Source organism: Cytobacillus sp. FSL R5-0377 (assembly GCF_038004385.1).
Classification (GTDB): Bacteria; Bacillota; Bacilli; order Bacillales; family Cytobacillaceae; genus Cytobacillus.
In genome coordinates, this window is record NZ_JBBORA010000001.1 from 2,168,101 (window position 1) to 2,193,932 (window position 25,832).

Consider the following 25,832-nt stretch of genomic DNA (forward strand, 5'->3'; position numbering starts at 1 on the left):
CGAACTATTTTAATCATGCCTTTTCAACAGAGGGATGTAAATCTGCTAAAAGAATTAATATTCTGAATAATTTTATCCTACATTTTCCTTAGTTGTTAAGACTTTCTTCACATCAAAAAGGACTGCGAAAGATCGCAGTCCTAACGGCATCAGTCAATTAATCCCTCTTCTTTCAGGAAATCAACCGCCACATCTTCATATTGCTCTTTATCAATATCAACTCTTGCATTAAGTTCCTGCATTTTTTCATTATCAATTTTACCTGCAAGCATGCTCAAAGCCTTTTCAATTTCGGGATGCTCCTTCAGCGTATCAGCCCTGATAACAGGGGTCGCGTAATACGGCGGGAAGAAATTTTTATCATCTTCAAGAACCTGCAGATTGAATGCCGGGATGCGGCCATCAGTGGAAAAAGCGTCAATGGCATCCACTTCTCCATTCTTGATGGCACTGTACATAATGCCAGAGTCCATGGCCTGTGTTTCACCAAATTCAAATCCGTAAGTATCCACAAGGCCCGGATAGCCATCGGGACGCTCCAGAAATTCAGGCTCAGAACCAAATGCCAGCTCTGATGATTTCTTGCCTAAATCTGATATTGTTTTAACACCCCAGTTTTCAGCATCTTCTTTTCGAATAGTAAGAGTATAGGTGTTATTAAATCCAAAAGGTTCAAGCCAGACCATATCATATTCTTCCTTAAAGCGCTCTTTTACAAGCTCATACACCTTATCAGGATCGCTGATCATTTCTTCTTTTAAAATACTCAGCAAGGCTGTCCCCGTATATTCCATATACAAATCATAATTTCCGTTATTAACCCCTTCAAATGCAGGTGCGGTACCACCCAGGAAGGATTCATATTTCACATTTAAATCTGTGTGTTCTTCTATCAGATGGCCCATTATATAAACCATGATTTCCTGCTCTGTGAAGTTTTTGCCGGTAATGGTGATGGTATCCTTTCCGCCGGATGACTCTCCCAGCTGCGCAGCAAAAGCTGAGATAGGAAGGATTAATATTAATGCGGTCACCACCCATTTTCTCCAGCGGCTCACAGCTGGATTGGTTTTCTGCCCTTGCTTAAGCCCTTGAGGAGTCACATCTGTCTCCAGAAGCTTCAGCAAATAGTCAAAAATAATCGCTAACAGCGCAGATGGAATCGCACCTGCCAAAATGAGGCCCGTATTATAAGTCTGCAGTCCGCGGAAAATTAAATCTCCCAGGCCGCCAGCACCAATGAGGCCTGCTATCGTAGCAACGCCAATAATTAAAACGGTCGCCGTTCGAATCCCGCCCATGATGACGCTAAGAGACAATGGCAGCTCCACCATCCAAAGCACCTGGCGATTCGTCATTCCCATTCCGACCCCGGCGTTAATGGCAGACTTTTCAACACCAGTAATGCCTAAATAGGTATTTCGAAGAATGGGCAATAAGCCGTAAACAGTTAATGCAATAATGGCAGGAACTTGTCCAGTTCCGATGAATGGCACGAGAAATACAAGAAGCGCGAGACTCGGAATCGTCTGAAATACACCTGCAATCCCAATAATAGAATCGGCAATTTTTCGATGACGGGTTAAATAAATGCCCAAAGGAACAGATATTAAAATTGCAATGGCAATCGAAATAAGCGAAAGATACATATGCTCTAAAATTAAGTTCCATATTGTAGGCCAACGGTTTACAAAAACGTCAGCCGTACTGCTGATCAAGTTAAGAATTGTCTACACCCCCTATCCTGATTATTCGACGATCTCGTCGACCATATATTCTACGAGACTTGATCGGGTCACAATGCCCATAAGTTTTCTGTGTTCATCCATGACCGGAACAAATCCGTAAACAGATTCGTTCACAAGCTGAAAGGCTTTTTCTGCCGGATCATCTTGCTGAAGTGTCACAACGCTTGAATCCATAATATCCTTAAGTCTTAGGCCTTCATCTTTGTAATTTTTCTGAACGTCCCAGACGGTTGCAATCCCCTGAAAAAGATCTTCATTATCCACAACCACAAGACTGTTAACCCGCTTGCTTCGCATCAGCTTCAAGGATTCAGCCAGCCTGCGGTTTTCACCTGCTGTTACAGCAGGAACCATTAATTTGGTCAGTTCAGGGAATGAAATATTGTCGCTTTCCTGAAGCCGGTCTTCACCAATAAAGCTTCGGACAAACTCATTAGCAGGCCTGCGGATAATGTTTTCCGGCGTATCCAGCTGGACCACCTCTCCATCCTTCATAATACAGATGCGGTCAGCGATTTTAAGCGCCTCATCCATGTCATGGGTTACAAATACAATCGTTTTCTGAATATCCCGCTGAAGGCGGACTAACTCATCCTGCAGCTGCTCCCGGCTGATTGGATCCAGCGCACTGAACGGTTCATCCATTAAGATGATCTTCGGCTCAGCTGCCAGCGCCCGGATAACACCGATCCTCTGCTGCTGCCCGCCGCTCAGCTCTGAGGGGTATCTTTCACCAAAGACTTCCGGATCCAATCCTACCATATGCATCAGCTCGTCCACTTTATCTATGTATTTTTCCTTCCTCCATTTCATCAGCCTAGGAACAAGCGATACATTTTCTTTAATCGTCATATGCGGAAGCAGCCCGATTTGCTGAATCACATAACCGATCGTCCGGCGAAGCTTGACTGGATCCTCTTTTGAAATATCTTTTCCTTCTATTGTAATTGTCCCTTTTGTCGGCTCAATCAGTCGGTTGATCATCCTCATGGTTGTGGTCTTTCCAGATCCGCTGGGACCAATCAAAACCAGCAGCTCTCCTTCTTCCACTTTAAAGGTAATATCCTTTAGAGCATGAAACCCATCCTGAAAGACTTTATTCACTTCTTTAAATTCGATCAACTTTTCCAGCACCTCCTATACATAAATGTTAAATTATGGAATACCCTGTCCACAGATACGTGTTTCAGGATAACATAAGCAGTCTGGTCATGCAAAAACAGATAAATTAGTTATCCCACTATAATTCCATAATATTCATATTTAACCTTTATCTTCTCTACTCAAACCCAAAAGGACTTTTGTGCAATGAAAAATTTCCTGCTTTTATTTAAGCTGGGTAGATTTTTGCTGTTTCTCTGCGATATGCCTCAAGCGCTTATAGGCATCAAAAAAGGGAAGCTTTTTCTAAAGCCCCCCAGACAGCTATTAATAAGGATATCCAAATCCAGGTCCACAACAAGGACGCGGGTAAAAAGGCGGCGGCGGTGGAGGATACCAATAATATGGACGCGGATAGAATAAAGCAGTGCCCAATAAACCTCCTGCTAACCCGCCTAAAAAAGGCAGGCCAAAGAATCCAATAAACCGCTGATTCTGCGGCTGATAAGGGCCTCTGTAAGGGTACATTCATTCATACCTCCATTTCCTCTGTATATGCCTACATTATTGTATATGCGTGGAAATGGGTTTGGCTTGGGCAAATGCACTACATTTGGCGGGGGAATGTTAGGGATATGTTAAATGAAAAACCTTGAAAGGCATTAAGCCATTCAGGTTCTCATGTTTTTCCTTATGATAGTCCCCAAACACTTAACTCATAAAAATATTCCGTTCGTTCAATGCACAAACCAAAATTAAAATCTTCCGCCACTAGAATAAAATCTCCATATCCAACTGAAAAATTTGTTAACTCAATAATTTCATTTAAGTGACTAAATACTTCAGTAACATTAACCAACAATGCTTCTATTTCATTTTCTCTAAAAACTAATAGTCTTCCTTGTTTGGGTATTACTTCGATATTATCAACAGTATCATTTAACAATTGTATTGATTTTTGAATATGTTCTTTATAGTTTTCTCCTTGCAATTGAATCTTATTTTCCTTTGTGTTAAGTAGCGAAAACACATTCTTACAAAATAAATCATTATCTTCAATATCTAAAAAAGGTTCCTCTGTAAGATTCATGAAGTTTATTTCTTTTACCAAATTCCTTCTTCTACTTTGTCTTTTTAACAGCTTCATTTTTGTTTTTCTTTCGTCACCCAAATTAATCACCTTTCTATGGTAGACCTTTCTTTTTATAACCAACAAAATCTTCCGGGGAATGTCCAGGGTACTGATTATATCTTCCTTTTTCCAATGGGCTTCCTTTCAAATCGTCAGCACCATGAAAGTGAGGACCTCTCCCGAATTTATCCTCTCGGTGCTCTATGATATATTTTTTCTTACCATCTACTTCAAATTCATATACTCTTCTATTTTCAGTTGTTCCATCATAAACATCGACAGGTTTCTTGTGCTGAATAGAGTTAGGTATTCCCGCCCTTCTCTTTGCATCCCTAAATCCTCCATTTTTTGTTAATACCCTATCTATTTCATCCGTACCCTTACCAGCCTTCTACCCCGGCAAGACCACATGGCCCTTTTCCTCTTTCAATATCCTTACAAGTGCATCAAAGTCACCCTTCTTGATGCTTTTCCGTATGACCTTGGTTCCTTGCTTTCGGACAACTGCCGCGAGCGACAGGTATTCGAGTATCTCAAGCGGGGTTCCGTCAGCTATGGAGTCCAGTTCTCGAATTCCTCCCACTCGGTCTTCTGGAACGGAATCGACGAATTCATAGCCTGTTCCTTTTTCTCCATAGAATTCCCTGATAATCCGGCCGTCTTCGTATAGATGAAACTTTCCGCCCTGATTCTCACTGCCGATGCCATACTCGTCTATGACATCAACAGTCAGGATTTCCCGGCCGCTCAGGGAGGCGAATTCTTCCCGGCTGATTTCGTTACTGTTCAGCCCCGCTAAAGCTTTCAAAGTTCTTAACTGATAGTGGATGGTCTTTCTTTCGCAGGTACTCTGCCAGACGGCCCAAATGGAATAAGCGCCGGGCGGCAGAATCTGGCCTAGAGCAGTTACGCCGAGTTCTTTAAAGAATTCCGGAGAGTGTATGGTATTTCCTGCTTTATGCCTGATGCCTTCTAAAAGCTCTCCATGGATTGGGCTTGATTGAAGCTGCTTGACGGAATAGCCCGAAATGCTGAGAGTTCCACTCTGAAAGAGGCTGGAAATTTCATTGATGTATGTCTGCATCAGATATAGATCCTGCTCAATTGGATCAAGTGCCTGTGTTTGCTGGCTCTCAAAGGTTATAAGTTCATCAACCGTATTTCTCCGGTGAAGTTCCGCTCTCCTTACATGTGCCGAAAACTCCCCATACCGCAGGTGAGGGAGACTGACAATATCAGAAACTTTCTGCATCACCGTATTAGTCTCTTCTGTTAAGCTAGTGGTTATAGATTCTGTTTTTACCAGACCCTGTGCCGCTTCTCCATCCAAAAAGCTCTGACGGATGAATCCATTGCCTGCCGGCTCGAGCATCTGAAGGGAAGAAGCCATTCTTTCTCTTTAAAGTATTTTGATAGTCTGCAAGAAAACCTTCAAAAAATAGGAGAAACGGAGAATGACATTCTTCGAAAAAAGCCCGAATAGCCGCCGCTCCCTCTCCCTGAAAGGACTCCTCAAGCGAGGTGATGTTCAGTATAAATCTCCTCCTGCCATTCGACAACTGAATAGAGACCTTCTGAGAGCCCATCACTAAAATTTTCCATAACCTATACTTTACACTATTATTTAGAGTAATTTTATAATGATTTGTATTATTTTTACACTTTTGCATAAAACAGCAATAAATACCCGTCGACAAAATGACGAAAATAAGTATAATATACAATCATTACAAAATTTCCCTGTGATATAGTAAGATAGATTCTATTTTTCCAGTTTAATAATATGAAAATGGCAGTATTTAGAGGTGTATACTCATGTCTTTAGGATATTACTACAGTTTATTGACGAAGAAACAAAATGATCTGCAGAAACTGCTGGCCTGTGAGAGAGAACTCCAAGGAAAACATCAGGAGTTTAACCACTATCGGCAAACCGTCACAAAGCCGGATCTTTCCCCTTTTACCTGGCAGGGAAAGCTGGCAGATGAATTTGAGGATATCCGGTTTGAACAAATGCTTAAAAGTTACATTGACATTGAGTCAGATCAGTTTCATGAAGTTTTTTCAGCCATCAGCCGGAAGCAGCATCAGCTCCAGCAGGAAATCGATTCTATTAAACAAACAATTGCTTCCCTGGAGGCACAGCTTGCTGCAGAGAGGTCGAAGCAATAATGAGGAGGCATGAGAATGGATACTGAGATTAAGCTAAGAATAAACGAAATAGAACGGGCACTATCTAAACTTCAATCCTCCGCAAACGGGCTCCAGCCATCCTTCCATCCACTATTGGAGAGAATAATGTTCTTGATTTTATCAATAAATTGAATGCACTAAATAGGCAGCTTCAGCAGGTGACAGAGGCGTATAAGTCTGTACTGCTCCAAAACGAAGAAACAACGCGACATTCTGCACAATTCTTAGATGAATCAGATCGGCTGCTTTCCAGGGGGATTTATAGCAGTGCGGAAAAGAATTAGCATTGAGGGTCCAAAAAGATGCTTCCCATAAGTTGATCAAAACTTGTGTGAAGCATCTTTTATTTTGGAACCAGATTTCCGCAGTCACCTCCCCTTAATACACACCTTATCAAAAAAGCGAAAATAGATAATAATTTATAGAGCTGCTGTATTTTGTTATTCTAGTAAATATGCATACTGGCCAGCTTAGGAGTGGATTTTAACTGTGAACAAAAAAGACATTGCACAGATTCGGAAACAATTTAAATTAAATAATGACTTACTGAAAATCTCAGATATTTTTAACGTCTATATTATGAAGGAATCAAGCGAGATTTATCATTATGAGAGCCAGCCTTTTGAAATGCTGGATCAGGATCAGCAGGAGCTGTTTATGGACAATTTCAAAAAGCTGCTGGGCGGCCAATTGGATGAAAAGCTCTTTGAATTAAAGTTCCGGAGAGATGCGGAAAACAGCAGTCAGCTCATTCTTCATCAAGGGCTGCTGACCAATGAAGCTGAGGCCTGGACGGAACAAATGCTTCAAATTGTCGGCAAGATGCTGGGAATCCGGCAATATGATAAGGATATTGTCGTCACATTCATTCGCGGGGAATATCTTAAGCCAATGAAACGCCGCAATCCAGAAGCTGAAGAAAGTGAACGGGATGCTGTTTATTCTCATCCCTTTATTCTCTGCAGCATCAATAACACACAGGAACCGAAGAAGGAACTGCTTTTTGACTATGTGGAAAGGGAATTTAAATATCATTTTACCGTTGATCCGATTATCAACCTAAAGTCTCCCATTTCAGGGTTCCTATTCCCTTGCTTCACCGAAAATGCAGCTGATGTCAATCACGTTCTGTATTCTGCAGGCAAGGTCCATGAGCCCGACCATCTGTTCATTGAGGACGTTTTAAACGGGGAAGAAACGATGACGGCGCAGGATGATAAAATTGTTTTTGAGGAAATTATCAAAGACGTAACAGGAGATCAGATTAACACATCAACACTTTCCAACGTATATGAAGAGATTAACCGGATCATTGTGGAAAACGAAGAGGATGAACCGCCGAAGCTCGATTCTAAAGACGTAGAGCGTGTTTTAAAGGTGAGTGGCATCGAAGATATTGATTCTGAAAAGGTCCAATCTGCTTATCAAAAGATTATTGATGATGACAAATATGAAATAAAGGCTAGCAGCGTCCTGCCTAAATACAATTCAAAATCAATCAAGATCAGCACAAAAGCAGCCAACATCTCCATCTGCCCGCAGGATCTGAGATATGTAAAACAAATCCATTTTGACGGCAAGCGTTATCTGATGATTGAGGTAGAAGAAGATACTGTGATTGAAGGATTTACAATGATTCCGGAAGCTTTTGGCGGGGGTCAGAATAAAGAATAAAGCAGATGCGCTGCCTTACGAAAATTTCAACCTCCCTTACATTAAAAAAGGAATTCCCAAATTGGAATTCCTTTTTTTTTGCGTCTAAGACAACATTGTGCTTGGACCTCCCCTATATCTCTTTATTTTTCGCTGGCACCCTTTTAATAATAAAAATCGATACTAATTCCAACTTCCATTTTATTCATAATTTATGAATAGATTCATACTAAACCTCATACTAACCTTACGGACTTTTACGTAGGTGATGAGACAAGTGGTTAGATGGAAAAAAAAGAATCGGATACGTTCAATTCAACGCGATCAAACAAATGCTCCGCAAATAAATCAATTATCAGATGATCTTGAAGAAAATATTTCTTATGTACAGCAGGCTTTAGGAAAAACATCAGACCTTAATTTTCGAACGTTTAGCAGTGAAAGAAAAATAGCTATTTTCCATATAAGCGGAATTACAAATACTGATACGATTAATGAGCATATCATTGAGCGGTTAAACGAAGGTTCAATCCAGCAGATAGAAGACATAAAGCAAATTATTACAGTCAATAATGTTTTTGAGGAAAAGGTTCGTGAAAAAATTATAGATGCCCTTGTAAAAGGCAAAACGGTGATTTTTTTAGAAAGTTCACCAATTGCTATTGTCGCAGAAACGAAACAAATTGAAACCCGGGGGATCGAAGAGTCCAGTGCCCAGGCAGTCATCCGTGGCCCAAAGGAAAGTTTTACAGAAAGCTTTGAAAAAAACATGGGTTTGCTCAGGTCGCGTATTCAATCTCCTCAATTACGTCTAAAAACCATGACGGTGGGAGAAGTAACACAAACAAATGTCGGGGTTGCCTATATTGAAAACATCGTTAATGAAAAAGTTTTAAAGGAAGTCATCGAACGTATATCATCTATTAAAGTAGATGCCATCTTAGATTCCAGTTATATTGAGACGTATATTAAAGATGATGATCGAACGTTATTTCCTTTAATTAAGGATTCTGAACGCCCTGATTCTGTAGCCGCTGAATTATTGGAAGGCAAGGTAGCGATCATTGTGGACGGAACACCATTTGTACTTATTGCCCCTGGTGTGTTTATTCAATTTTTTCAATCTGCAGAGGATTATTATCAATATCCTTACATTTCTTCCTTTTTAAGAATCCTAAGGATTGGATCTTTCTTTGTTTCTCTTTTAGCCCCTGCCCTTTATATTGCTATTTTGGCGCACCATGAAGGTCTTATTCCTACTACACTTCTCATTAGCATCCTGGCTCAAAGGGATGGTGTTCCATTTCCGATCGTTATTGAAGCGTTAGTTATGGAAATTATTTTCGAGGTTTTAAGGGAAGCTGGAATCCGAATGCCCAGGACTGTAGGGTCTGCTTTATCAATTGTTGGAGCCCTTATCATTGGTCAAGCCGCAGTAGAAGCAGGGTTCGTGGCTGCGTCTACCGTTATTGTGGTATCTATTACTGCGATATCAAGTTTTTCTATCCCCTATTACTCGATGTCGATTGTAACCCGATTGCTAAGATTCGTGTTTATCATTTGCTCTTCATTTATAGGCATTTACGGGATTGTCATTGCATTTATCATCATCCTTTTACATATGTGCGATCTTCGTTCCTTTGGAATGCCTTATTTATCACCGTTTGCGCCAGTTCGAAAAAACGACTTAAAAGATGCTGTTTTCCGGCCTTCCCTTCGTTCATTAAAAAAAAGACCCTATCCTGCAAATAAAAGGAATCGGATTCGAGCATAGCAACAAGGGGGTGGAAGAATGAAAAAATATATGATCATTGTCATTTATATAGGAATGGTATTAACCGGATGTTCCAATTATACAGAGTCCAATAACATTGGGCTGATTACGGGAATGGGCATTGATTATGATAAAGAATCAGACTTGTATGAAGTTACATTACAGATGATCAACCCAAGCGGAGTTGCTGGCAGTTCACAAGGCAGCGGTGGCATTCCTGTCCATCAAATAGAGGGAAAAGGAAATACGATATCAGAAGCTACAAGAAATTCTTCAAAGAAAATATCGCGAACAAATATATTTTCCCACCTCTCCGCGGTTGTCATATCGGAAGAACTGGCAAGAGAAAAAGGAATTAATTTTATTTTGGATGCATTCGAAAGGGATGCTCGAGTAAGGACCAATATTCCAATTATTGTGGCTAGAGGGCATTCTGCAAAAATCATGTTATCTATTTTGCCTGCACAAGATAAAATTCCCTCCGTTGCATTTGTAAAAAAGATTAATGATACAGCTAAGGTATTAGGTGAAAATACAGAAATCACTATTTTCAATACCGTATCAGCGATATCAAGCAAAGGAAAAGAACCAGTCATTAACGGAATGAGAATAGTAGGGAATGTCGAACAAGGAGCATCGAAAGCAAACGATGAAAAAGTAGAAAACACTTATGTTATGGCAGATGGACTTGCTATTTTTCAAAAAGGATATTTAGTCAACTGGCTGGATGGGGAGAAAGCCAAAAGCATTCAGATGCTTCGAAACGAAATGAACAGCTCCAATATTAGTATATCTTGCCCTAAGAAAGAAGGAAATTTGTCCATAGAAATTCGAAGACTTAAGAGGAACACTAATGTAGTTTATGAAAAAGGCCAAGCAAAAATCAAGATAGAACTTGTAGGATCCGCTGCATTAAATGAGTTGTTATGCGACATAGAGTTTAATAAACAGGAAGTGCTAAATCAACTCGAAAAAAATTTGAATCATAAAATCAAAAAGGATGTACTTGAAGCCATTCGTTTTGCCCAGACAGAGGAAAGTGATATTTTCGGCTTTGGTGAAGTACTTCATCGTAAAAGTCCGAAGCAGTGGAGAAAAGTAGAAAAAAATTGGAATGAGCAATTCGCAGCAGCTGAAATTGAAATTAAAGTAAGGATGAATATTATTGGAATTGGAATGAGGAATACAACGTATCCATTTTAATGGAGGGAATTTCCTATGAATAATCACATGATAGATAGTAAACAGCTATTTTGTATGATGGTCTTGTTTGAGCTAGGAAGTGCCTTGTTGTTTGGCTTAGGGGCAGATGCCAAGCAAGATGCCTGGTTAGCTGTCCTATTGGGAATGATTGCAGGAATCCTATTATTTTTAGTGTATTCTTCCCTTTATCATTTTTCTGGCAGCAAAACTCTTATCTTTTTACTAAAAGCGGTATTTGGCAGACATATGGGCTGGATACTTGGCTGGATTTATGTGGTCTATTTTATCTATTTTTCCTCCCGCGTCCTCAGAGATTTTGTCGATTTATTAAGACTGGCAGCATACGATAAAACCACTTTCTTAACACTGGCGATTGGAATGGTTTTATGTGTCATGTATGCATCTTATAAAGGAATAGAGGTCTTTGCCAGATTTTCTTTAATCACTTTTTTTCTCGTTATGGTCTCCCTAGCCGGGATTATCATTCTCCAATTTCTAAGCGGTAATGTTCAGCTTCAAAATTTACAGCCTGTACTGGAAGATGGCATAATGCCTGTTTTAAAAGCATCTTTTCCAACACTCGCAGCAATACCGTACGGTGAATTGATTGTTTTCCTCATGCTATTTCCTTATGTACAACAATCATCTAAAATTCGAAAAACCGGGATCAAATCCATTTATATTGGAGGCGGGACCTTAGTGCTCTTTTCTATTATAAATCTATCCATTTTAGGAGCTGATGTTTATTCCCGATCCAGTTTTCCTCTCTTAACGTCAGTCGGCTTAATTAACATTGCGGATTTCGTCCAGCGTATCGAGTCTATCTTAATATTTTTAATGGTATTACTTGGCTTTGTTAAGGTCTTTCTCCTTGCGTATGGCGCAATTTTGGGAACAAGTGAATTATTTCAAATAAGAAAAATTGCTCTGATTTATCCGATTACATTTTTAATACTTATAAGTTCTGTCATTATTTCAAATAATTCCAGCGAGCATATAAAAGAAGGATTTACATTGGCTCCTATCTATTTCCATTTACCTATGACGGTATTTATTCCGTCCATTCTTTTGCTTGCAGCCTGGATAAAGAAAAAGAAGACTCCGGCTCTTTTTAAGTAATTTTATCCCGGCTAGTAAATAGATAAATAACCAGTGGAGTAAAGTAAATCGTTAACAGAAAATAATCTTCCACTGACATAATCTGAAAGAAAATATCAGCTCTGTCCAGCAGCATGTTAAATGATTTCTTTTGAAGGGTATCGATTCCAACAATCATACTCATTACACCAGCAAAAAGCATGATTATCATAAGAAGATATTTCATGAATGAGTTCCTCCGTACTTAAAAGGTATTTCACTTGAATATATATATTCTTTGCCAATGTGCGTATCTTATGACAGAAGCTTTAGAGGTGGAAAATTAACAAACTTTATTTATAAAAAAGAATCCATTTTGATATTGTATCAAAATGGATTCTTCTTTTACTTTATAGACTACGTTTAGGTAGGCTCAGGCCCCTATTTGGCACCTAACATGATGGTTTCACCTTAAAACCCCTGAAAAAAATAGGAGTTTTTAAGGCTGGATTACATCATGCCGCCCATTCCACCCATGCCGCCCATGTCAGGCATTGCAGGAGCAGGATTTTCTTCTGGCTTGTCAGCAACTACTGCTTCAGTGGTTAAGAACATAGCTGCAACAGATCCAGCGTTTTGAAGTGCTGAACGAGTTACTTTAGTTGGATCAACGATACCAGCTTCGATCATGTTTACCCACTCGCCAGTAGCAGCGTTGAAGCCTGTTCCAACTTCCTCGCGCTTTAAGCGATCAACGATTATAGAACCTTCAAGGCCTGCATTGTGTGCAATTGTGCGTACAGGCTCTTCCATCGCACGAAGTACAATGTTGATACCCGTAGCTTCATCGCCTTCAGCCTGGATAGAAGCCACTTTGTTGTATACGTTTAGAAGGGCAACACCACCACCGGAAACGATTCCTTCTTCTACAGCTGCACGTGTAGAGTTAAGGGCGTCTTCAATGCGAAGCTTACGCTCTTTCAATTCAGTTTCAGTAGCAGCACCAACTTTAACTACTGCCACACCGCCAGCTAGCTTAGCAAGGCGCTCTTGTAATTTTTCGCGGTCAAATTCAGAAGTTGTTTCTTCCATTTGAGTGCGGATCTGGTTCACACGGCCAGCGATTTGCGCGCTGTCACCAGCACCTTCAACAATCGTAGTGTTTTCTTTCGTAACAACCACTTTAGAAGCGCGTCCTAAAGAGTCGATTGTAGCAGATTTAAGGTCACGGCCTAACTCTTCAGTGATTACTTCACCGCCAGTCAGGATCGCGATATCTTCAAGCATAGCTTTACGGCGGTCACCGAAGCCAGGAGCTTTAACCGCTACAGCGTTGAAAGTTCCGCGAAGCTTATTCACTACTAATGTAGCAAGTGCTTCACCTTCAACATCTTCAGCTACTAGCAATAATGGCTTGCCTTGCTGTACAACCTGCTCAAGTACAGGAAGGATTTCCTGGATGCTTGTAATCTTCTTATCAGTGATTAAGATATAAGGGTTTTCAAGAACCGCTTCCATCTTATCAGAATCTGTAACCATGTATGGAGAAGCATATCCGCGGTCGAACTGCATACCTTCTACCACATCAAGCTCAGTTGTGAATCCTTTAGATTCTTCGATAGTGATAACACCGTCGTTGCCAACACGCTCCATAGCTTCAGCAATCAGCTGGCCAACTTCATTGTCAGCAGCGGAAATCGCAGCAACCTGTGCGATGGATTCTTTGTTTTCGATCGGTTTTGAAATAGCTTTTAATTCTTCAACAGCAGTAGAAACCGCTTTTTCAATTCCTTTGCGGATGCCCATTGGGTTAGCACCTGCAGTTACGTTCTTAAGGCCTTCACGGATCATTGCCTGAGCAAGAACAGTTGCAGTAGTTGTACCGTCACCGGCAACATCGTTTGTTTTGCTTGCTACTTCAGCAACAAGCTTCGCACCCATGTTTTCGAATGCATCTTCAAGTTCGATTTCTTTTGCGATTGTCACCCCATCATTCGTGATTAATGGTGAACCGAATTTCTTCTCAAGAACCACGTTGCGTCCTTTAGGTCCAAGAGTTACTTTTACCGCATTTGCAAGGGAATCTACACCGCGAAGCATCGCGCGGCGGGCTTCTTCACTAAATTTAATCTCTTTAGCCATTGATAAAAACCTCCTCAAAAATTTTCACTTTATCTTTTAATCTGCAACTAATCGGCGATTAGCCAATTACAGCAAGAATGTCATTTTCACGTAAAATTAAGTATTCTTTGCCTTCGTACTTCACTTCAGTACCGGCATATTTTGAGAAGATGATACGGTCGCCGTCAGCAACTTCAAGGGCAACACGCTCACCGTTTTCAAGAACGCGGCCAGTTCCCACAGCTACAACTTTGCCTTCTTGAGGCTTTTCTTTAGCAGTGTCCGGCAGTACAATGCCGCTTGCAGTTTTTTCTTCAGTTTCAACAAGCTCGATAATGATTCGATCACCTAGTGGCTTTAACAAGTGAAACAACCTCCTCAAATAATATGTAAATATTTTTATTTATTAGCACTCTCTCTTTATGAGTGCTAACACAATTATTATATTAATGAATCTCATATCTATTTGCAAGGGTGAAGCTTAAATTTTTTATAAAAAATTTCCTCATAGACAACCTCTTAAGTATGCTTCACCAGCCCTCATTTTAATCATGTACTTCTCCTCCTTTGATGCTGATATTTGAAACACCCTCCCTATAAAGAGTACAATGGCTTTAGGACTTGCAACCAACACTCAGATTAAGGAGTAAAACACTTTGAAGAAGGAATATTGGATTATATTAATCGCCTATATTGCCATGCAGCTTTCAAGCTTGTTTGGTGTTCCGCTCGTATTAATAACTGCCGATGCCCTGGGACATAACCCCGAGAATATGCAGATTCTTGCTGTAGCCTACTGGCTCGTAATCAGTTTCACGATTACGCTGACCATTACGCTTCTATTACTAAGGAAAGAAATGAAAAGGGGACTCGATCGGGATGCCTCTTCTGTGGCAGGCTCAGCGGGCTGGGCAATAGGAGGCATATTTTTGGCCCTGATTGCTCAAGCTACTGCTGCAAGTATTGAAAACCTGATTGGCATTGAAATGGGCTCTGAAAATACGCAGCAGATTATCCGGATTATTGAAGCATCGCCAATTGTCATTTTAATCAGCTCGGTCATCGGGCCAATCCTTGAGGAGATCGTCTTTAGGAAAATTATTTTCGGTTCCCTCCATAAGCGCTTTAACTTCTTCCTGTCTGCCCTGATCAGCTCGGTTATTTTTGCACTTGCTCATTTTGAGCCTGAACATGTATTGCTATACTCGGCAATGGGATTCACCTTTGCCTTCTTATATGTAAAGACCAAGAGGATTATCGTGCCGATTTTTGCCCATGTGGCGATGAATACCTTTGTTGCGGTTGTTCAGCTGAATCAGGATAATTTACAAAAGTGGTTAAAAGAAATGGAAAATTTGCAGAGCTTTATCAGCTTTTTCTAGAAAGAATGCTGTGGAGTTTTAAACTTACTGGGGGATTATCATGAGAAGCACACCTTTGTTTTCAGGCTTTATTTACATCCTTCTCGGATGCCTTTTCACTTTTATAGCCATCCAGAATACCCAGCGGGAAGAAACCTGGGGATTCTTTACTTATTTTTTAATCCTAATTGCTACATTTGATTTTGGCACCGGCCTGCGGATGCTTGGCCTGCATTTTAAAATGAAAAAATGAGCCGCATAAGGCTCATTTTTTTTACACTTCTTCAGGATAATTTTTAAGAAAATAAACCAGTGACTGCAATTCCACTGCCAGATCGATATGGTGAATCCGAATCGAGGACGGCACAGTGAGCCTCGCAGGTGTAAAGTTAAGGATTCCTTTTATTTTCGCATTCACCATCCGATCGGTGATAGTCTGGGCAGGCGGTGCAGGCACCGTTAAAATTGCCACCTGAATATTATTTTTCACAATCACTTCTTCAAGGTCATCCATATGATGGACCGGAACATCACCGATTTTCGTGCCAACCTTACTCTCATCCACATCAAAGGCTACTTCTATTTTCGTATTATTATTTTTAAGAAAATTGTAGTTTAGAAAAGCGGTCCCTAAATTCCCTACCCCGATCAAAGCGACTTTAGTCAGCTCGTCCTGGTCAAGAGTCTTCCGAAAGAAGCCTAAGAGGTAGTTCACATTATATCCATATCCTTTTTTCCCTAACGCACCGAAGTACGAAAAATCACGGCGGATTGTTGCAGAATCCACTTTTACCGCCTCACTCAATTCTGCTGATGAGACTCTCTGTTTGCCGGAGGAATGAAGGTTCTTTAGGAAGCGGTAATATAATGGCAGCCGTTTAGCTGTTGCCTGTGGTATCTTAATTGGTTCATTGGCCATTCGTCCATCCCCATTTCTTATGATGTATTAATTTCGTTTAAAATCTCCGTTTTTCCCGCCTGTTTTCTCTATTAAAAAGGTTGGTCCAATTACCATTCCTTTATCTACAGCCTTACACATATCATAAACGGTCAGCGCACAGACTGAAGCAGCTGTTAACGCTTCCATTTCCACACCCGTATTTCCTTTTGTTTTAACAGAAGCCGTAATGATAAGGACATACTCATCCTCTTCTGCTTTCCATGAAAATGAAATATCGACACCCTTAAGAGGCAGCGGATGGCACATCGGAATAATGTCCCATGTTTTCTTGCTTGCCATAATGCCTGCCGTTTGTGCAACAGCAAGAACATCCCCTTTTTTCATGGAGTTTGATGTGATCTTTTCGTAAATCTCCTGATTCACCGAAATACTTGACTGAGCAATGGCTGTCCTTGCGGTCTCAGGCTTATCGCTGACATCCACCATTTTTGCCCTGCCTTCTTGATTAAAATGAGTAAAATCCGCCATTAAAAAAACACCTCTCTTCAAAATCATACACTATTTTTCGGATTCTTTGTATGTGCATTGTAAGGTTCTTCACATATTTATTTACCTTTTCTTCTGTTTTAATGACCTTCATCCGGGCTTATAGTCCTGTCTCCTTTATTGCCGAACAATATATGAATGAGTTACACTTACTCTATACCAGAGGTGAAAGAACATGATACTATTACAAGTCAATCAGCTGGCAAAAAGTTTTGGAGCTGATCCCATTTTAACGAATATAAAGCTTGAAGTACAAACCAGGGACCGTATTGCCCTTGTAGGACGCAATGGTGCAGGAAAATCTACCCTTTTAAAAATAATTGCCGGACAAATGACGTATGATTCCGGAGAGATCATAAAGCCAAAGGAAGTAACCATTGGCTATCTTGCCCAAAATACCGGCCTGGAATCAGATTTATCCATATGGGAGGAAATGCTGACTGTTTTCAGTCATCTGCAAAAGCAGGAAAAACAGCTTCACAGCCTTGAAGAGCAAATGGCGGATCCTGATGTCCTTGGTAATTCTGATGCCTATGAACGAGTTTTAAAAGATTACGACAAACTCCAGGTTGATTTCAAAGAAAATGGCGGTTATCAATATGAAGCTGATATACGTTCCATTCTCCATGGACTCAACTTCAGCTCAATGGGCTATGATACAAAAATTTCGTCCTTGAGCGGCGGTCAGCGAACAAGGCTGGCCCTTGGTAAACTTCTGCTCACAAAGCCTGATATACTAATCCTGGATGAGCCTACCAACCACCTTGATATAGAAACACTATCGTGGCTCGAACAATACCTGCAGGGCTACAGCGGTGCCATTCTGATCGTATCACATGACCGCTACTTTCTTGATAAGGTCGTTTCCCAGGTTTACGAGATATCGCGCCACCAAATAAGAAAGTACCCTGGAAACTACAGTTCCTATTTGGATCAAAAAGCAGCTAATTTTGAAAAAGAAATGAAGCAATTCGAAAAACAGCAGGAAGAAATCGCTAAGCTTCAAGACTTTATTCAGCGAAACCTTGCCCGTGCCTCCACTACTAAAAGGGCACAAAGCCGCAGAAAGCAGCTGGCCAGAATGGACGTGATGGACAGGCCGCAGGGAGACGAGAAATCAGCTTCCTTTGGGTTTGATATCGAACGGCAGTCAGGCAATGAAGTATTGAATATATATTCTTTAGCAATAGGGTACAAAGAAATAGTGAGCGAGAATATTTCTATGCGGCTGGCAAGAGGCGATAGTATTGCACTTGTAGGACCAAATGGAATTGGCAAATCCACATTGCTTAAAACCATTATTAAGAAAATCCCTTCTTTTACTGGGGAGATTCAATATGGCTCTAATGTGACCATTGGCTACTATGACCAGGAACAGGCAGAGCTCACAAGCAATAAACGAGTACTGAACGAATTATGGGATGAATACCCTCTTAAACCGGAAAAAGAAATCCGGACCATACTTGGGAACTTTCTCTTCTCCGGCGATGATGTTCTTAAAACAGTTTCAACACTGAGCGGCGGGGAAAAGGCCCGGCTTGCACTTGCAAAGCTTATGATGCAGAAAGCCAATTTCCTGATTCTTGACGAGCCTACAAACCATTTGGATCTGGACAGCAAGGAAATCCTTGAAAATGCATTGATCGATTATCCAGGAACTATTCTCTTTGTATCTCATGACCGATATTTTATCAACAGAATTACAACTAAGGTAGTTGAGCTTTCTGGAAACGGTGCAGCAGAATATCTTGGTGATTATGATTATTATGTAGAAAAAAAGCAGGAACAAAAGGAATTGCTTGCACTCAATGAGCAGGATATATCCACTGTTTCACAGCCTGTAAAGCAGGAAAAAAAGAACTACCAGCTGGATAAAGAAGCCAAAAAGCTAGAACGCCAGCGAAAAAGAAGAATGGAAGAAATTGAAGTGGAAATTGAAGCATTAGAGACAGCAATAGATACTAATGATCAGCTGCTCTGTGATCCGGCTGTTTATCAGGACCATGAAAAAGTAATGGAAATAACGAATGAAACGGATGAAGCAAAAGCAAAGCTGGAAGAATTGATGGAAGAATGGACGCTTTTAGCTGAAGAGGATTAAAGGAATATTCATAACTTTTAGACTGGTAGAATAGTCACTGCCAGTCTTTTTTATTATCCACAGAGATAATCACAAGAAAAATGCAGTTATATGTACTCTCCACAGACTTTTCCACATTATCCACAGCTAAAGCTGATTTTATCCACATTATCAACATAAAATTCTGAAATAATTGACTTTATCCACAAAAAAAGCCCCCAATGCTGTCGGGGACTTTTTCCTAATTATTTATCATTGTGGATAGTAATGTCCAAACCGGGATTGGCATTTAAATCAAGACCGGCAAATTGTCCTTTTTCAAACAAAACACTTCCTGCAGCAGCAATCATCGCTGCATTATCTGTGCATAAAGTTAATGGAGGAATAATTAGCTTTATGTCGGATCTGTTTCCAAATTTCTTTTCTAAAGAAGCCCTAAGTCCTTTATTCGCTGCCACTCCGCCTGCAAGAAGCAGCTGCTTTACCTTATATTCTTCCACTGCTCTTTCTGTTTTTGTAACCAGGACATCAATGACACTATCCTGGAAGCTCGCCGCAAGATCTTCAGGAACGATCGTCTCGCCCCTTTGTTCAGCATTGTGAACAGTGTTGATAACGGCAGATTTTAATCCGCTGAAGCTAAAATCATATGAACCTTCTTCCAGCCAGGCTCTCGGCAGCTGAATAGCCGGATTTCCTTCATGGGCGAGTCTGTCAATGTGAGGACCGCCCGGATAAGGCAAATTTAAGGTCCGGGCAACTTTATCATATGCCTCTCCTGCAGCATCATCCCTTGTCTCGCCAATCACTTCAAAATGTCCATGCTCTTTCATATAGACGAGTTCAGTATGTCCACCAGAGACTACCAGTGAAAGTAACGGAAATTCCATTTCTTCCACCAGTCGGTTGGCATAAATATGACCTGCTATATGATGCACACCAACAAGCGGGATACCGTGAGCAAACGCAATGGCTTTTGCGGCATTAACCCCTATCAGGAGCGCACCTACAAGGCCAGGCCCTTCTGTCACTGCTATTGCTGAAAGTTCGGAATATGTGACGCCAGCCTTATTCAATGCTTCTTCAAGCACGATCGTTATCTGTTCAACATGATGGCGGGAAGCTATTTCCGGAACCACTCCGCCAAAACGTTTATGGCTTTCGATTTGGGAAGCAACGATATTGGCTGCAATTTCACGCCCATTCTTAATGATGGCTACTGCCGTTTCGTCACAGCTGGTTTCAATCGCCATGATCCATTGATCTTTTTTCATTATAAATTCACCCACATTACTAAAGCATCTTCTTGATTATCAGTGTAATAGTTCTTCCTGATTGCTCCGTTTTGAAAGCCTAGCTTTCGGTATAAAGACTGAGCTGTGAAGTTGGATACCCTTACTTCCAGAGTCATTGTGATGGCCCCCTTTTCAGACGCAAGCTCCATCAGCTGCCGCATCAAAGCTTCTCCAAGCTTTCTCCCCCGGTATTCAGGGAGCAGGGCAACATTTGTAATATGTGCCTCATCCACGACAATCCATGCTCCACAGTAGCCTATTACTTTATTGTCTTCTTCTAAAACAACATACAAAGCAAATTGGTTATGTGTTATTTCGTTAAAAAAGGCCTCCCTGCTCCAGGGTGTAGCAAAGGATTTGTGTTCAATTTCCAATACATCATCAATATCCTCTTCACTCATCAAACGGAAAGTTAAGGATTTATTCATACGTTCGCTTCCTCATCTATAACTTTTTTTCCTGGTTTGCTTTTATCCAATTAGCTTCAGCTTCCGCCATCCTAATGTAATTTGGTATAAAAGAATGGACCTCCTCAGGCTCCCGGTCCCTTCCTAATAAAGCAAGTTCGGCCGGCCTTGGATTATGTTCCGCAGGTGAAGCGAACACTGCCCGCTCTTTCAGGACGTCTGTAAATACCTCTTTATGCAGGGGCAAATCATTCCCGATAAAAAGGACGTTTTCCTGCTGCTCTGAAAGCCTGTCTGCCCAATCTTTTGAAGGAAGGAGCTGGTCTTTGATCAGCGATACTAACTGTCCTTCCCTATATTGATACAGGCCGGTATATATTTGCCCTCTCCTTGCATCAAACAAAGGCGATATGACGCCATTAAAATATCTGCCTGACGAGGCTGCATATATTTCAAGGCTTGATACCCCTACGAGCGGCTTATTTAAAGTCCATGCCAGTGTTTTTGCAATGGTTACTCCAATACGCACGCCTGTATAAGAACCAGGCCCTTTCGCAACAACAATCTTATCTACTTCAGCCGGCTTAACACCGCAATCTTTCATTAATATATCAATAGCTGGCATAACGCGGACAGAATGATTCTTTTTTACATTTGTAATATACTCGCCTAAAACCTGATCACCATCCAGAAGAGCTACTCCCAGAGGGTAATTGGATGTATCAATGGCTAAAACCTTCATGACATAATCTCCTTACACAATTCCTCATATCTTTTTCCCTTTGGATCCAGAACCAGCCTTCTTGAATCATGATCATCAAGATATAAATATATCGTTAATAACTCTTCCGGCAGCTGTTCCTTAACAAGGTGAGCCCATTCTACAACTGTGACCCCATTGCCATCAAAATATTCATCAAACCCCAAATCCTCAAAGGAATCTTCCACTCTATATACATCCATGTGATAAAGGGGCAATCTTCCGTGGTATTCCTTAATAATCGTAAAGGTTGGGCTATTTACATTCCGTTTTATATCAAGCCCTTTGGCAAGCCCCTTGGTGAATGTCGTTTTCCCTGCACCCAAATCTCCTTCCAGAGCAAGGACATCGCCCGGCTGAAGCAGACTGCCAAGCTTTTCGGAAAACCCCATCGTATCCTCTGGCTTCTTTGAGATAAACTCAAACTGACTCATATATTCATCACCTTTTATGGTCTAATCTATAAATTGAAAGGATCTTTTCTAAAAGATTGTTGTTTTGGTTTGTGAATTCTGTCCGTTGATTGCAGCGAAAGGCACGCAGCGGTACGCGGGGAGAATGCGAGCCTCCTCGGCCTGCGGGGTCTCGCACTTCCCACTCCTCCCGCGGGAGAACATTGATAAGCTTCCTCGAGTATGCTCACATAGAGGAAATGCGTCAGCATTTTCGAGGGTCAAGTGCCCACAGCGAAGATCAACTCAGCAAATTAACTAGTTATAAAAAAGCAACAAACTTTACGAAAAAAGCCAATTGAAAAGAAAAAGCACAAACGCCTTATCACCCACTGTGTCTGAGGAGCAGCTGGGGATAAGCCTAGATATTCTCGATTTGAATTCTGAGATTACAAAAAAACCTTAGGATAAATCCTAAGGAGAATAGTCTATATGTAGTTTACCTTATTTTGCAGCAATGGGCAAAGTAAGCTATTTTCAATATTAATACCCCTATACACTTAGGTTAAAAAAGCATAAAAAAAAGACGAAACCTAGTTTCGTTTTACTATTTATAACTATAAAATGGCGGTCCGGACGGGACTCGAACCCGCGACCTCCTGCGTGACAGGCAGGCATTCTAACCAACTGAACTACCGGACCAGATTGCGGGGGCAGGATTTGAACCTGCGACCTTCGGGTTATGAGCCCGACGAGCTACCGGACTGCTCCACCCCGCGATAATAATATTTATGTGAATTTTTCATCACAAATTTGTTTCGCCCGGCGCGTCCTACTCTCACAGGGGGACAGCCCCCAACTACCATCGGCGCTGAGAAGCTTAACTTCCGTGTTCGGTATGGGAACGGGTGTGACCTTCTCGCTATCGCCACCGGACTATTTGGTTGAAGAAACTTCGTTCCCTCAAAACTAGATAATGTATGAAGAAGCATTTTGCCGAGTATTCACCAATGACTTGTCTAGCTTCGGCTCCTAACTTCTCTCGAAGTTGAACAGTCGCCTCCGCTTTTCATTTTGGTTAAGTCCTCGATCGATTAGTATCAGTCAGCTCCACATGTCGCCACGCTTCCACCTCTGACCTATCAACCTGATCATCTTTCAGGGATCTTACTAGCTTGACGCTATGGGAAATCTCATCTCGAGGGGGGCTTCATGCTTAGATGCTTTCAGCACTTATCCCTTCCGCACATAGCTACCCAGCGATGCCTTTGGCAAGACAACTGGTACACCAGCGGTGCGTCCATCCCGGTCCTCTCGTACTAAGGACAGCTCCTCTCAAATTTCCTGCGCCCACGACGGATAGGGACCGAACTGTCTCACGACGTTCTGAACCCAGCTCGCGTACCGCTTTAATGGGCGAACAGCCCAACCCTTGGGACCGACTACAGCCCCAGGATGCGATGAGCCGACATCGAGGTGCCAAACCTCCCCGTCGATGTGGACTCTTGGGGGAGATAAGCCTGTTATCCCCGGGGTAGCTTTTATCCGTTGAGCGATGGCCCTTCCATGCGGAACCACCGGATCACTAAGCCCGACTTTCGTCCCTGCTCGACTTGTAGGTCTCGCAGTCAAGCTCCCTTGTGCCTTACACTCTGCGAATGATTTCCAACCATTCTGAGGGAACCTTTGGGCGCCTCCGTTACTTTTTAGGAGGCGACCGCCCCAGTCAAACTGCCCACCTGACACTGTCTCCCGCCCCGATAAGGGGCGCGGGTTAGAATTTCAATACAGCCAGGGTAGTATCCCACCGACGCCTCCACCGAAGCTGGCGCTCCGGCTTCTCAGGCTCCTACCTATCCTGTACAAGCTGTACCAAAATTCAATATCAGGCTACAGTAAAGCTCCACGGGGTCTTTCCGTCCTGTCGCGGGTAACCTGCATCTTCACAGGTACTATAATTTCACCGAGTCTCTCGTTGAGACAGTGCCCAGATCGTTACGCCTTTCGTGCGGGTCGGAACTTACCCGACAAGGAATTTCGCTACCTTAGGACCGTTATAGTTACGGCCGCCGTTTACTGGGGCTTCGATTCAAAGCTTCGCTTGCGCTAACCTCTCCTCTTAACCTTCCAGCACCGGGCAGGCGTCAGCCCCTATACTTCGCCTTGCGGCTTCGCAGAGACCTGTGTTTTTGCTAAACAGTCGCCTGGGCCTATTCACTGCGGCTCATCAGGGCTATTCACCCTAATGAGCACCCCTTCTCCCGAAGTTACGGGGTCATTTTGCCGAGTTCCTTAACGAGAGTTCTCTCGCTCACCTTAGGATTCTCTCCTCGCCTACCTGTGTCGGTTTGCGGTACGGGCACCTTTTCCCTCGCTAGAGGCTTTTCTTGGCAGTGTGGAATCAGGAACTTCGGTACTAAATTTCCCTCGCCGTCACAGCTCAGCCTATGTGGTAACGGGATTTGCCTCGTTACCGGCCTAACTGCTTGGACGCGCTAATCCAGCGACGCGCTTACCCTATCCTCCTGCGTCCCCCCATTGCTCAAACGGTAAAGAGGTGGTACAGGAATATCAACCTGTTGTCCATCGCCTACGCTTTTCAGCCTCGGCTTAGGTCCCGACTAACCCTGAGCGGACGAGCCTTCCTCAGGAAACCTTAGGCATTCGGTGGATGGGATTCTCACCCATCTTTCGCTACTCATACCGGCATTCTCACTTCTAAGCGCTCCACCAGTCCTTGCGGTCTGGCTTCAACGCCCTTAGAACGCTCTCCTACCACTGACATCGATAGATGTCAATCCACAGCTTCGGTGATACGTTTAGCCCCGGTACATTTTCGGCGCGGAGTCACTCGACCAGTGAGCTATTACGCACTCTTTAAATGGTGGTCGCTTCTAAGCCAACATCCTGGTTGTCTAAGCAACTCCACATCCTTTTCCACTTAACGTATACTTTGGGACCTTAGCTGGTGGTCTGGGCTGTTTCCCTCTTGACTACGGATCTTATCACTCGCAGTCTGACTCCCATGGATAAGTCTTTGGCATTCGGAGTTTGTCTGAATTCGGTAACCCGATGGGGGCCCCTAGTCCAAACAGTGCTCTACCTCCAAGACTCTTACTACATGAGGCTAGCCCTAAAGCTATTTCGGAGAGAACCAGCTATCTCCAAGTTCGATTGGAATTTCTCCGCTACCCACACCTCATCCCCGCACTTTTCAACGTGCGTGGGTTCGGGCCTCCATCCAGTGTTACCTGGACTTCACCCTGGACATGGGTAGATCACCTGGTTTCGGGTCTACGACCACATACTCATTCGCCCTATTCAGACTCGCTTTCGCCGCGGCTCCGTCTTCTCAACTTAACCTCGCATGTAATCGTAACTCGCCGGTTCATTCTACAAAAGGCACGCTATCACCCATTAACGGGCTCTAACTACTTGTAGGCACACGGTTTCAGGATCTCTTTCACTCCCCTTCCGGGGTGCTTTTCACCTTTCCCTCACGGTACTGGTTCACTATCGGTCACTAGGGAGTATTTAGCCTTGGGAGATGGTCCTCCCTGCTTCCGACGGGATTTCTCGTGTCCCGCCGTACTCAGGATCCACTCTGGAGGGAACGAAGTTTCAACTACAGGGCTTTTACCTTCTCTGGCCGGCCTTTCCAGACCTGTTCATTTACCTCGTTCCTTTGTAACTCCGTATAGAGTGTCCTACAACCCCAGGAGGCAAGCCTCCTGGTTTGGGCTAATCCCGTTTCGCTCGCCGCTACTCAGGGAATCGCGTTTGCTTTCTCTTCCTCCGGGTACTTAGATGTTTCAGTTCCCCGGGTCTGCCTTCTATACCCTATGTATTCAGGTAAAGATCCTATCCCATTACGGATAGGGGGTTTCCCCATTCGGAAATCTCCGGATCAAAGCTTACTTACAGCTCCCCGAAGCATATCGGTGTTAGTACCGTCCTTCATCGGCTCCTAGTGCCAAGGCATTCACCGTGCGCCCTTTCTAACTTAACCGTATTTGACAGGTTCATCGAAGATGAACACGATCAAAGGTTTTTAACTCTATTTAACATAGAGAGAATTGACTAAAATG

At 42.4% G+C, this 25,832-nt stretch carries 26 protein-coding genes, 2 tRNA genes and 2 rRNA genes; 10 read left to right on the plus strand and 20 right to left on the minus strand.

The features are described from left to right. Nucleotides 1-149: 149 nt before the first annotated feature. From NSQ49_RS11075 to NSQ49_RS11105, 7 genes are all read right to left on the minus strand, one after another. The gene (locus tag NSQ49_RS11075; RefSeq protein WP_285870998.1) at nt 150-1,718 is read right to left on the minus strand and encodes a glycine betaine ABC transporter substrate-binding protein; all 1,569 of its coding nucleotides are present in this window, start codon (nt 1,716-1,718) and stop codon (nt 150-152) included. Nucleotides 1,719-1,748: 30 nt separating this feature from the next. Further along, on the minus strand, nt 1,749-2,870 hold the full coding sequence (locus NSQ49_RS11080; protein ID WP_251284695.1) for an ABC transporter ATP-binding protein: 1,122 nt from the start codon (nt 2,868-2,870) through the stop codon (nt 1,749-1,751). 306 nt (nt 2,871-3,176) lie between these two features. After that, on the minus strand, nt 3,177-3,377 hold the full coding sequence (locus tag NSQ49_RS11085) for a hypothetical protein (protein ID WP_159870119.1): 201 nt from the start codon (nt 3,375-3,377) through the stop codon (nt 3,177-3,179). Nucleotides 3,378-3,540: 163 nt separating this feature from the next. After that, complete coding sequence (locus NSQ49_RS11090) at nt 3,541-4,029, minus strand: YxiF family protein (protein ID WP_251284707.1); 489 nt, start codon at nt 4,027-4,029, stop codon at nt 3,541-3,543. A gap of 4 nt (nt 4,030-4,033) precedes the next feature. Beyond that, the gene (locus NSQ49_RS11095; RefSeq protein WP_311315968.1) at nt 4,034-4,348 is read right to left on the minus strand and encodes an HNH/endonuclease VII fold putative polymorphic toxin; all 315 of its coding nucleotides are present in this window, start codon (nt 4,346-4,348) and stop codon (nt 4,034-4,036) included. 24 nt (nt 4,349-4,372) lie between these two features. Further along, nucleotides 4,373-5,371, minus strand: a complete 999-nt coding sequence (locus NSQ49_RS11100; protein WP_251284696.1) for a T7SS effector LXG polymorphic toxin — start codon at nt 5,369-5,371, stop codon at nt 4,373-4,375. Beyond that, on the minus strand, nt 5,259-5,651 hold the full coding sequence (locus NSQ49_RS11105; protein WP_311315967.1) for a T7SS effector LXG polymorphic toxin: 393 nt from the start codon (nt 5,649-5,651) through the stop codon (nt 5,259-5,261). Before NSQ49_RS11105 ends, NSQ49_RS11100 begins: the two co-directional genes overlap by 113 nt. 145 nt (nt 5,652-5,796) lie before the next feature. Here NSQ49_RS11105 and NSQ49_RS11110 point away from each other — a divergent pair, with 145 nt between their 5' ends. The 7 genes from NSQ49_RS11110 to NSQ49_RS11140 all read left to right on the plus strand — a co-directional run bounded on the left by NSQ49_RS11110 (nt 5,797) and on the right by NSQ49_RS11140 (nt 11,923). Then, complete coding sequence (locus tag NSQ49_RS11110) at nt 5,797-6,153, plus strand: DUF5082 family protein (RefSeq protein ID WP_251284698.1); 357 nt, start codon at nt 5,797-5,799, stop codon at nt 6,151-6,153. A 15-nt stretch (nt 6,154-6,168) separates the two neighbouring features. Further along, complete coding sequence (locus NSQ49_RS11115) at nt 6,169-6,306, plus strand: hypothetical protein (RefSeq protein WP_251284699.1); 138 nt, start codon at nt 6,169-6,171, stop codon at nt 6,304-6,306. Next, nucleotides 6,303-6,458 carry a DUF5344 family protein gene (locus tag NSQ49_RS11120; protein ID WP_251284700.1) on the plus strand — a complete coding sequence of 52 codons (156 nt, stop codon included), beginning with the start codon at nt 6,303-6,305 and terminating at the stop codon, nt 6,456-6,458. Before NSQ49_RS11115 ends, NSQ49_RS11120 begins: the two co-directional genes overlap by 4 nt. 205 nt (nt 6,459-6,663) lie before the next feature. Then, on the plus strand, nt 6,664-7,848 hold the full coding sequence (locus NSQ49_RS11125) for a DUF4317 domain-containing protein (protein ID WP_159870098.1): 1,185 nt from the start codon (nt 6,664-6,666) through the stop codon (nt 7,846-7,848). Nucleotides 7,849-8,104: 256 nt separating this feature from the next. Next, nucleotides 8,105-9,601 (plus strand): spore germination protein, encoded by a 1,497-nt coding sequence (locus tag NSQ49_RS11130; protein ID WP_251284701.1) that lies wholly within the window; start codon nt 8,105-8,107, stop codon nt 9,599-9,601. Between the two features lie 30 nt (nt 9,602-9,631). Then, on the plus strand, nt 9,632-10,804 hold the full coding sequence (locus tag NSQ49_RS11135; RefSeq protein ID WP_285871023.1) for a Ger(x)C family spore germination protein: 1,173 nt from the start codon (nt 9,632-9,634) through the stop codon (nt 10,802-10,804). A gap of 15 nt (nt 10,805-10,819) precedes the next feature. After that, complete coding sequence (locus NSQ49_RS11140) at nt 10,820-11,923, plus strand: GerAB/ArcD/ProY family transporter (RefSeq protein ID WP_251284702.1); 1,104 nt, start codon at nt 10,820-10,822, stop codon at nt 11,921-11,923. On the opposite strand, the gene NSQ49_RS11145 is transcribed toward NSQ49_RS11140, so the two are convergent. The 3 genes from NSQ49_RS11145 to groES form a co-directional block, all read right to left on the minus strand. Beyond that, nucleotides 11,916-12,128, minus strand: a complete 213-nt coding sequence (locus NSQ49_RS11145) for a hypothetical protein (protein ID WP_159870089.1) — start codon at nt 12,126-12,128, stop codon at nt 11,916-11,918. The genes NSQ49_RS11140 and NSQ49_RS11145 overlap by 8 nt on opposite strands. 263 nt (nt 12,129-12,391) lie before the next feature. Further along, nucleotides 12,392-14,023 carry a chaperonin GroEL gene (gene groL / locus NSQ49_RS11150; protein ID WP_159870086.1) on the minus strand — a complete coding sequence of 544 codons (1,632 nt, stop codon included), beginning with the start codon at nt 14,021-14,023 and terminating at the stop codon, nt 12,392-12,394. A gap of 58 nt (nt 14,024-14,081) precedes the next feature. Continuing rightward, nucleotides 14,082-14,366 (minus strand): co-chaperone GroES, encoded by a 285-nt coding sequence (groES, locus tag NSQ49_RS11155; protein ID WP_009336289.1) that lies wholly within the window; start codon nt 14,364-14,366, stop codon nt 14,082-14,084. Nucleotides 14,367-14,658: 292 nt separating this feature from the next. Between groES and NSQ49_RS11160 the strand changes: the two genes are divergently transcribed. Further along, nucleotides 14,659-15,384 carry a CPBP family intramembrane glutamic endopeptidase gene (locus NSQ49_RS11160; protein WP_159870083.1) on the plus strand — a complete coding sequence of 242 codons (726 nt, stop codon included), beginning with the start codon at nt 14,659-14,661 and terminating at the stop codon, nt 15,382-15,384. Nucleotides 15,385-15,424: 40 nt separating this feature from the next. Then, nucleotides 15,425-15,616 carry a YdiK family protein gene (locus tag NSQ49_RS11165; RefSeq protein WP_159870080.1) on the plus strand — a complete coding sequence of 64 codons (192 nt, stop codon included), beginning with the start codon at nt 15,425-15,427 and terminating at the stop codon, nt 15,614-15,616. Between the two features lie 21 nt (nt 15,617-15,637). Here the strand turns inward: NSQ49_RS11165 and NSQ49_RS11170 are convergent, their stop codons facing one another. Both NSQ49_RS11170 and moaC read right to left on the minus strand, forming a co-directional pair. Further along, nucleotides 15,638-16,282 carry a redox-sensing transcriptional repressor Rex gene (locus NSQ49_RS11170; RefSeq protein WP_159870077.1) on the minus strand — a complete coding sequence of 215 codons (645 nt, stop codon included), beginning with the start codon at nt 16,280-16,282 and terminating at the stop codon, nt 15,638-15,640. Between the two features lie 27 nt (nt 16,283-16,309). Next, entirely contained in the window at nt 16,310-16,792 is a 483-nt protein-coding gene (gene moaC / locus NSQ49_RS11175) for a cyclic pyranopterin monophosphate synthase MoaC (protein ID WP_159870074.1), read from the minus strand. Between the two features lie 193 nt (nt 16,793-16,985). On the opposite strand from moaC, the gene NSQ49_RS11180 reads away from it, so the two are divergent. Then, complete coding sequence (locus NSQ49_RS11180) at nt 16,986-18,911, plus strand: ABC-F family ATP-binding cassette domain-containing protein (RefSeq protein WP_341070736.1); 1,926 nt, start codon at nt 16,986-16,988, stop codon at nt 18,909-18,911. Between the two features lie 224 nt (nt 18,912-19,135). On the opposite strand, the gene tsaD is transcribed toward NSQ49_RS11180, so the two are convergent. The 8 genes from tsaD to NSQ49_RS11220 form a co-directional block, all read right to left on the minus strand. Next, entirely contained in the window at nt 19,136-20,164 is a 1,029-nt protein-coding gene (gene tsaD, locus NSQ49_RS11185; protein ID WP_159870068.1) for a tRNA (adenosine(37)-N6)-threonylcarbamoyltransferase complex transferase subunit TsaD, read from the minus strand. Then, nucleotides 20,164-20,613, minus strand: coding sequence for a ribosomal protein S18-alanine N-acetyltransferase (rimI, locus tag NSQ49_RS11190; RefSeq protein WP_251284704.1), 450 nt, complete (start codon nt 20,611-20,613; stop codon nt 20,164-20,166). Before rimI ends, tsaD begins: the two co-directional genes overlap by 1 nt. Before the next feature lie 16 nt (nt 20,614-20,629). After that, entirely contained in the window at nt 20,630-21,334 is a 705-nt protein-coding gene (tsaB, locus tag NSQ49_RS11195) for a tRNA (adenosine(37)-N6)-threonylcarbamoyltransferase complex dimerization subunit type 1 TsaB (protein WP_251284705.1), read from the minus strand. Next, a complete protein-coding gene (gene tsaE, locus NSQ49_RS11200) occupies nt 21,331-21,786 on the minus strand; it encodes a tRNA (adenosine(37)-N6)-threonylcarbamoyltransferase complex ATPase subunit type 1 TsaE (RefSeq protein WP_251284706.1) in 456 nt (151 codons plus the stop codon). The genes tsaB and tsaE overlap by 4 nt, the downstream gene beginning before the upstream one ends. Nucleotides 21,787-22,369: 583 nt before the next feature. After that, nucleotides 22,370-22,446 (minus strand) — tRNA-Asp (locus NSQ49_RS11205). A gap of 3 nt (nt 22,447-22,449) precedes the next feature. After that, nucleotides 22,450-22,523: transfer RNA gene (locus NSQ49_RS11210), tRNA-Met, on the minus strand. Between the two features lie 41 nt (nt 22,524-22,564). Continuing rightward, a 5S ribosomal RNA gene (rrf, locus tag NSQ49_RS11215) occupies nt 22,565-22,680 on the minus strand. Between the two features lie 138 nt (nt 22,681-22,818). Beyond that, nucleotides 22,819-25,753, minus strand: a 23S ribosomal RNA gene (locus NSQ49_RS11220). Between the last annotated feature and the right edge of the window lie 79 nt (nt 25,754-25,832).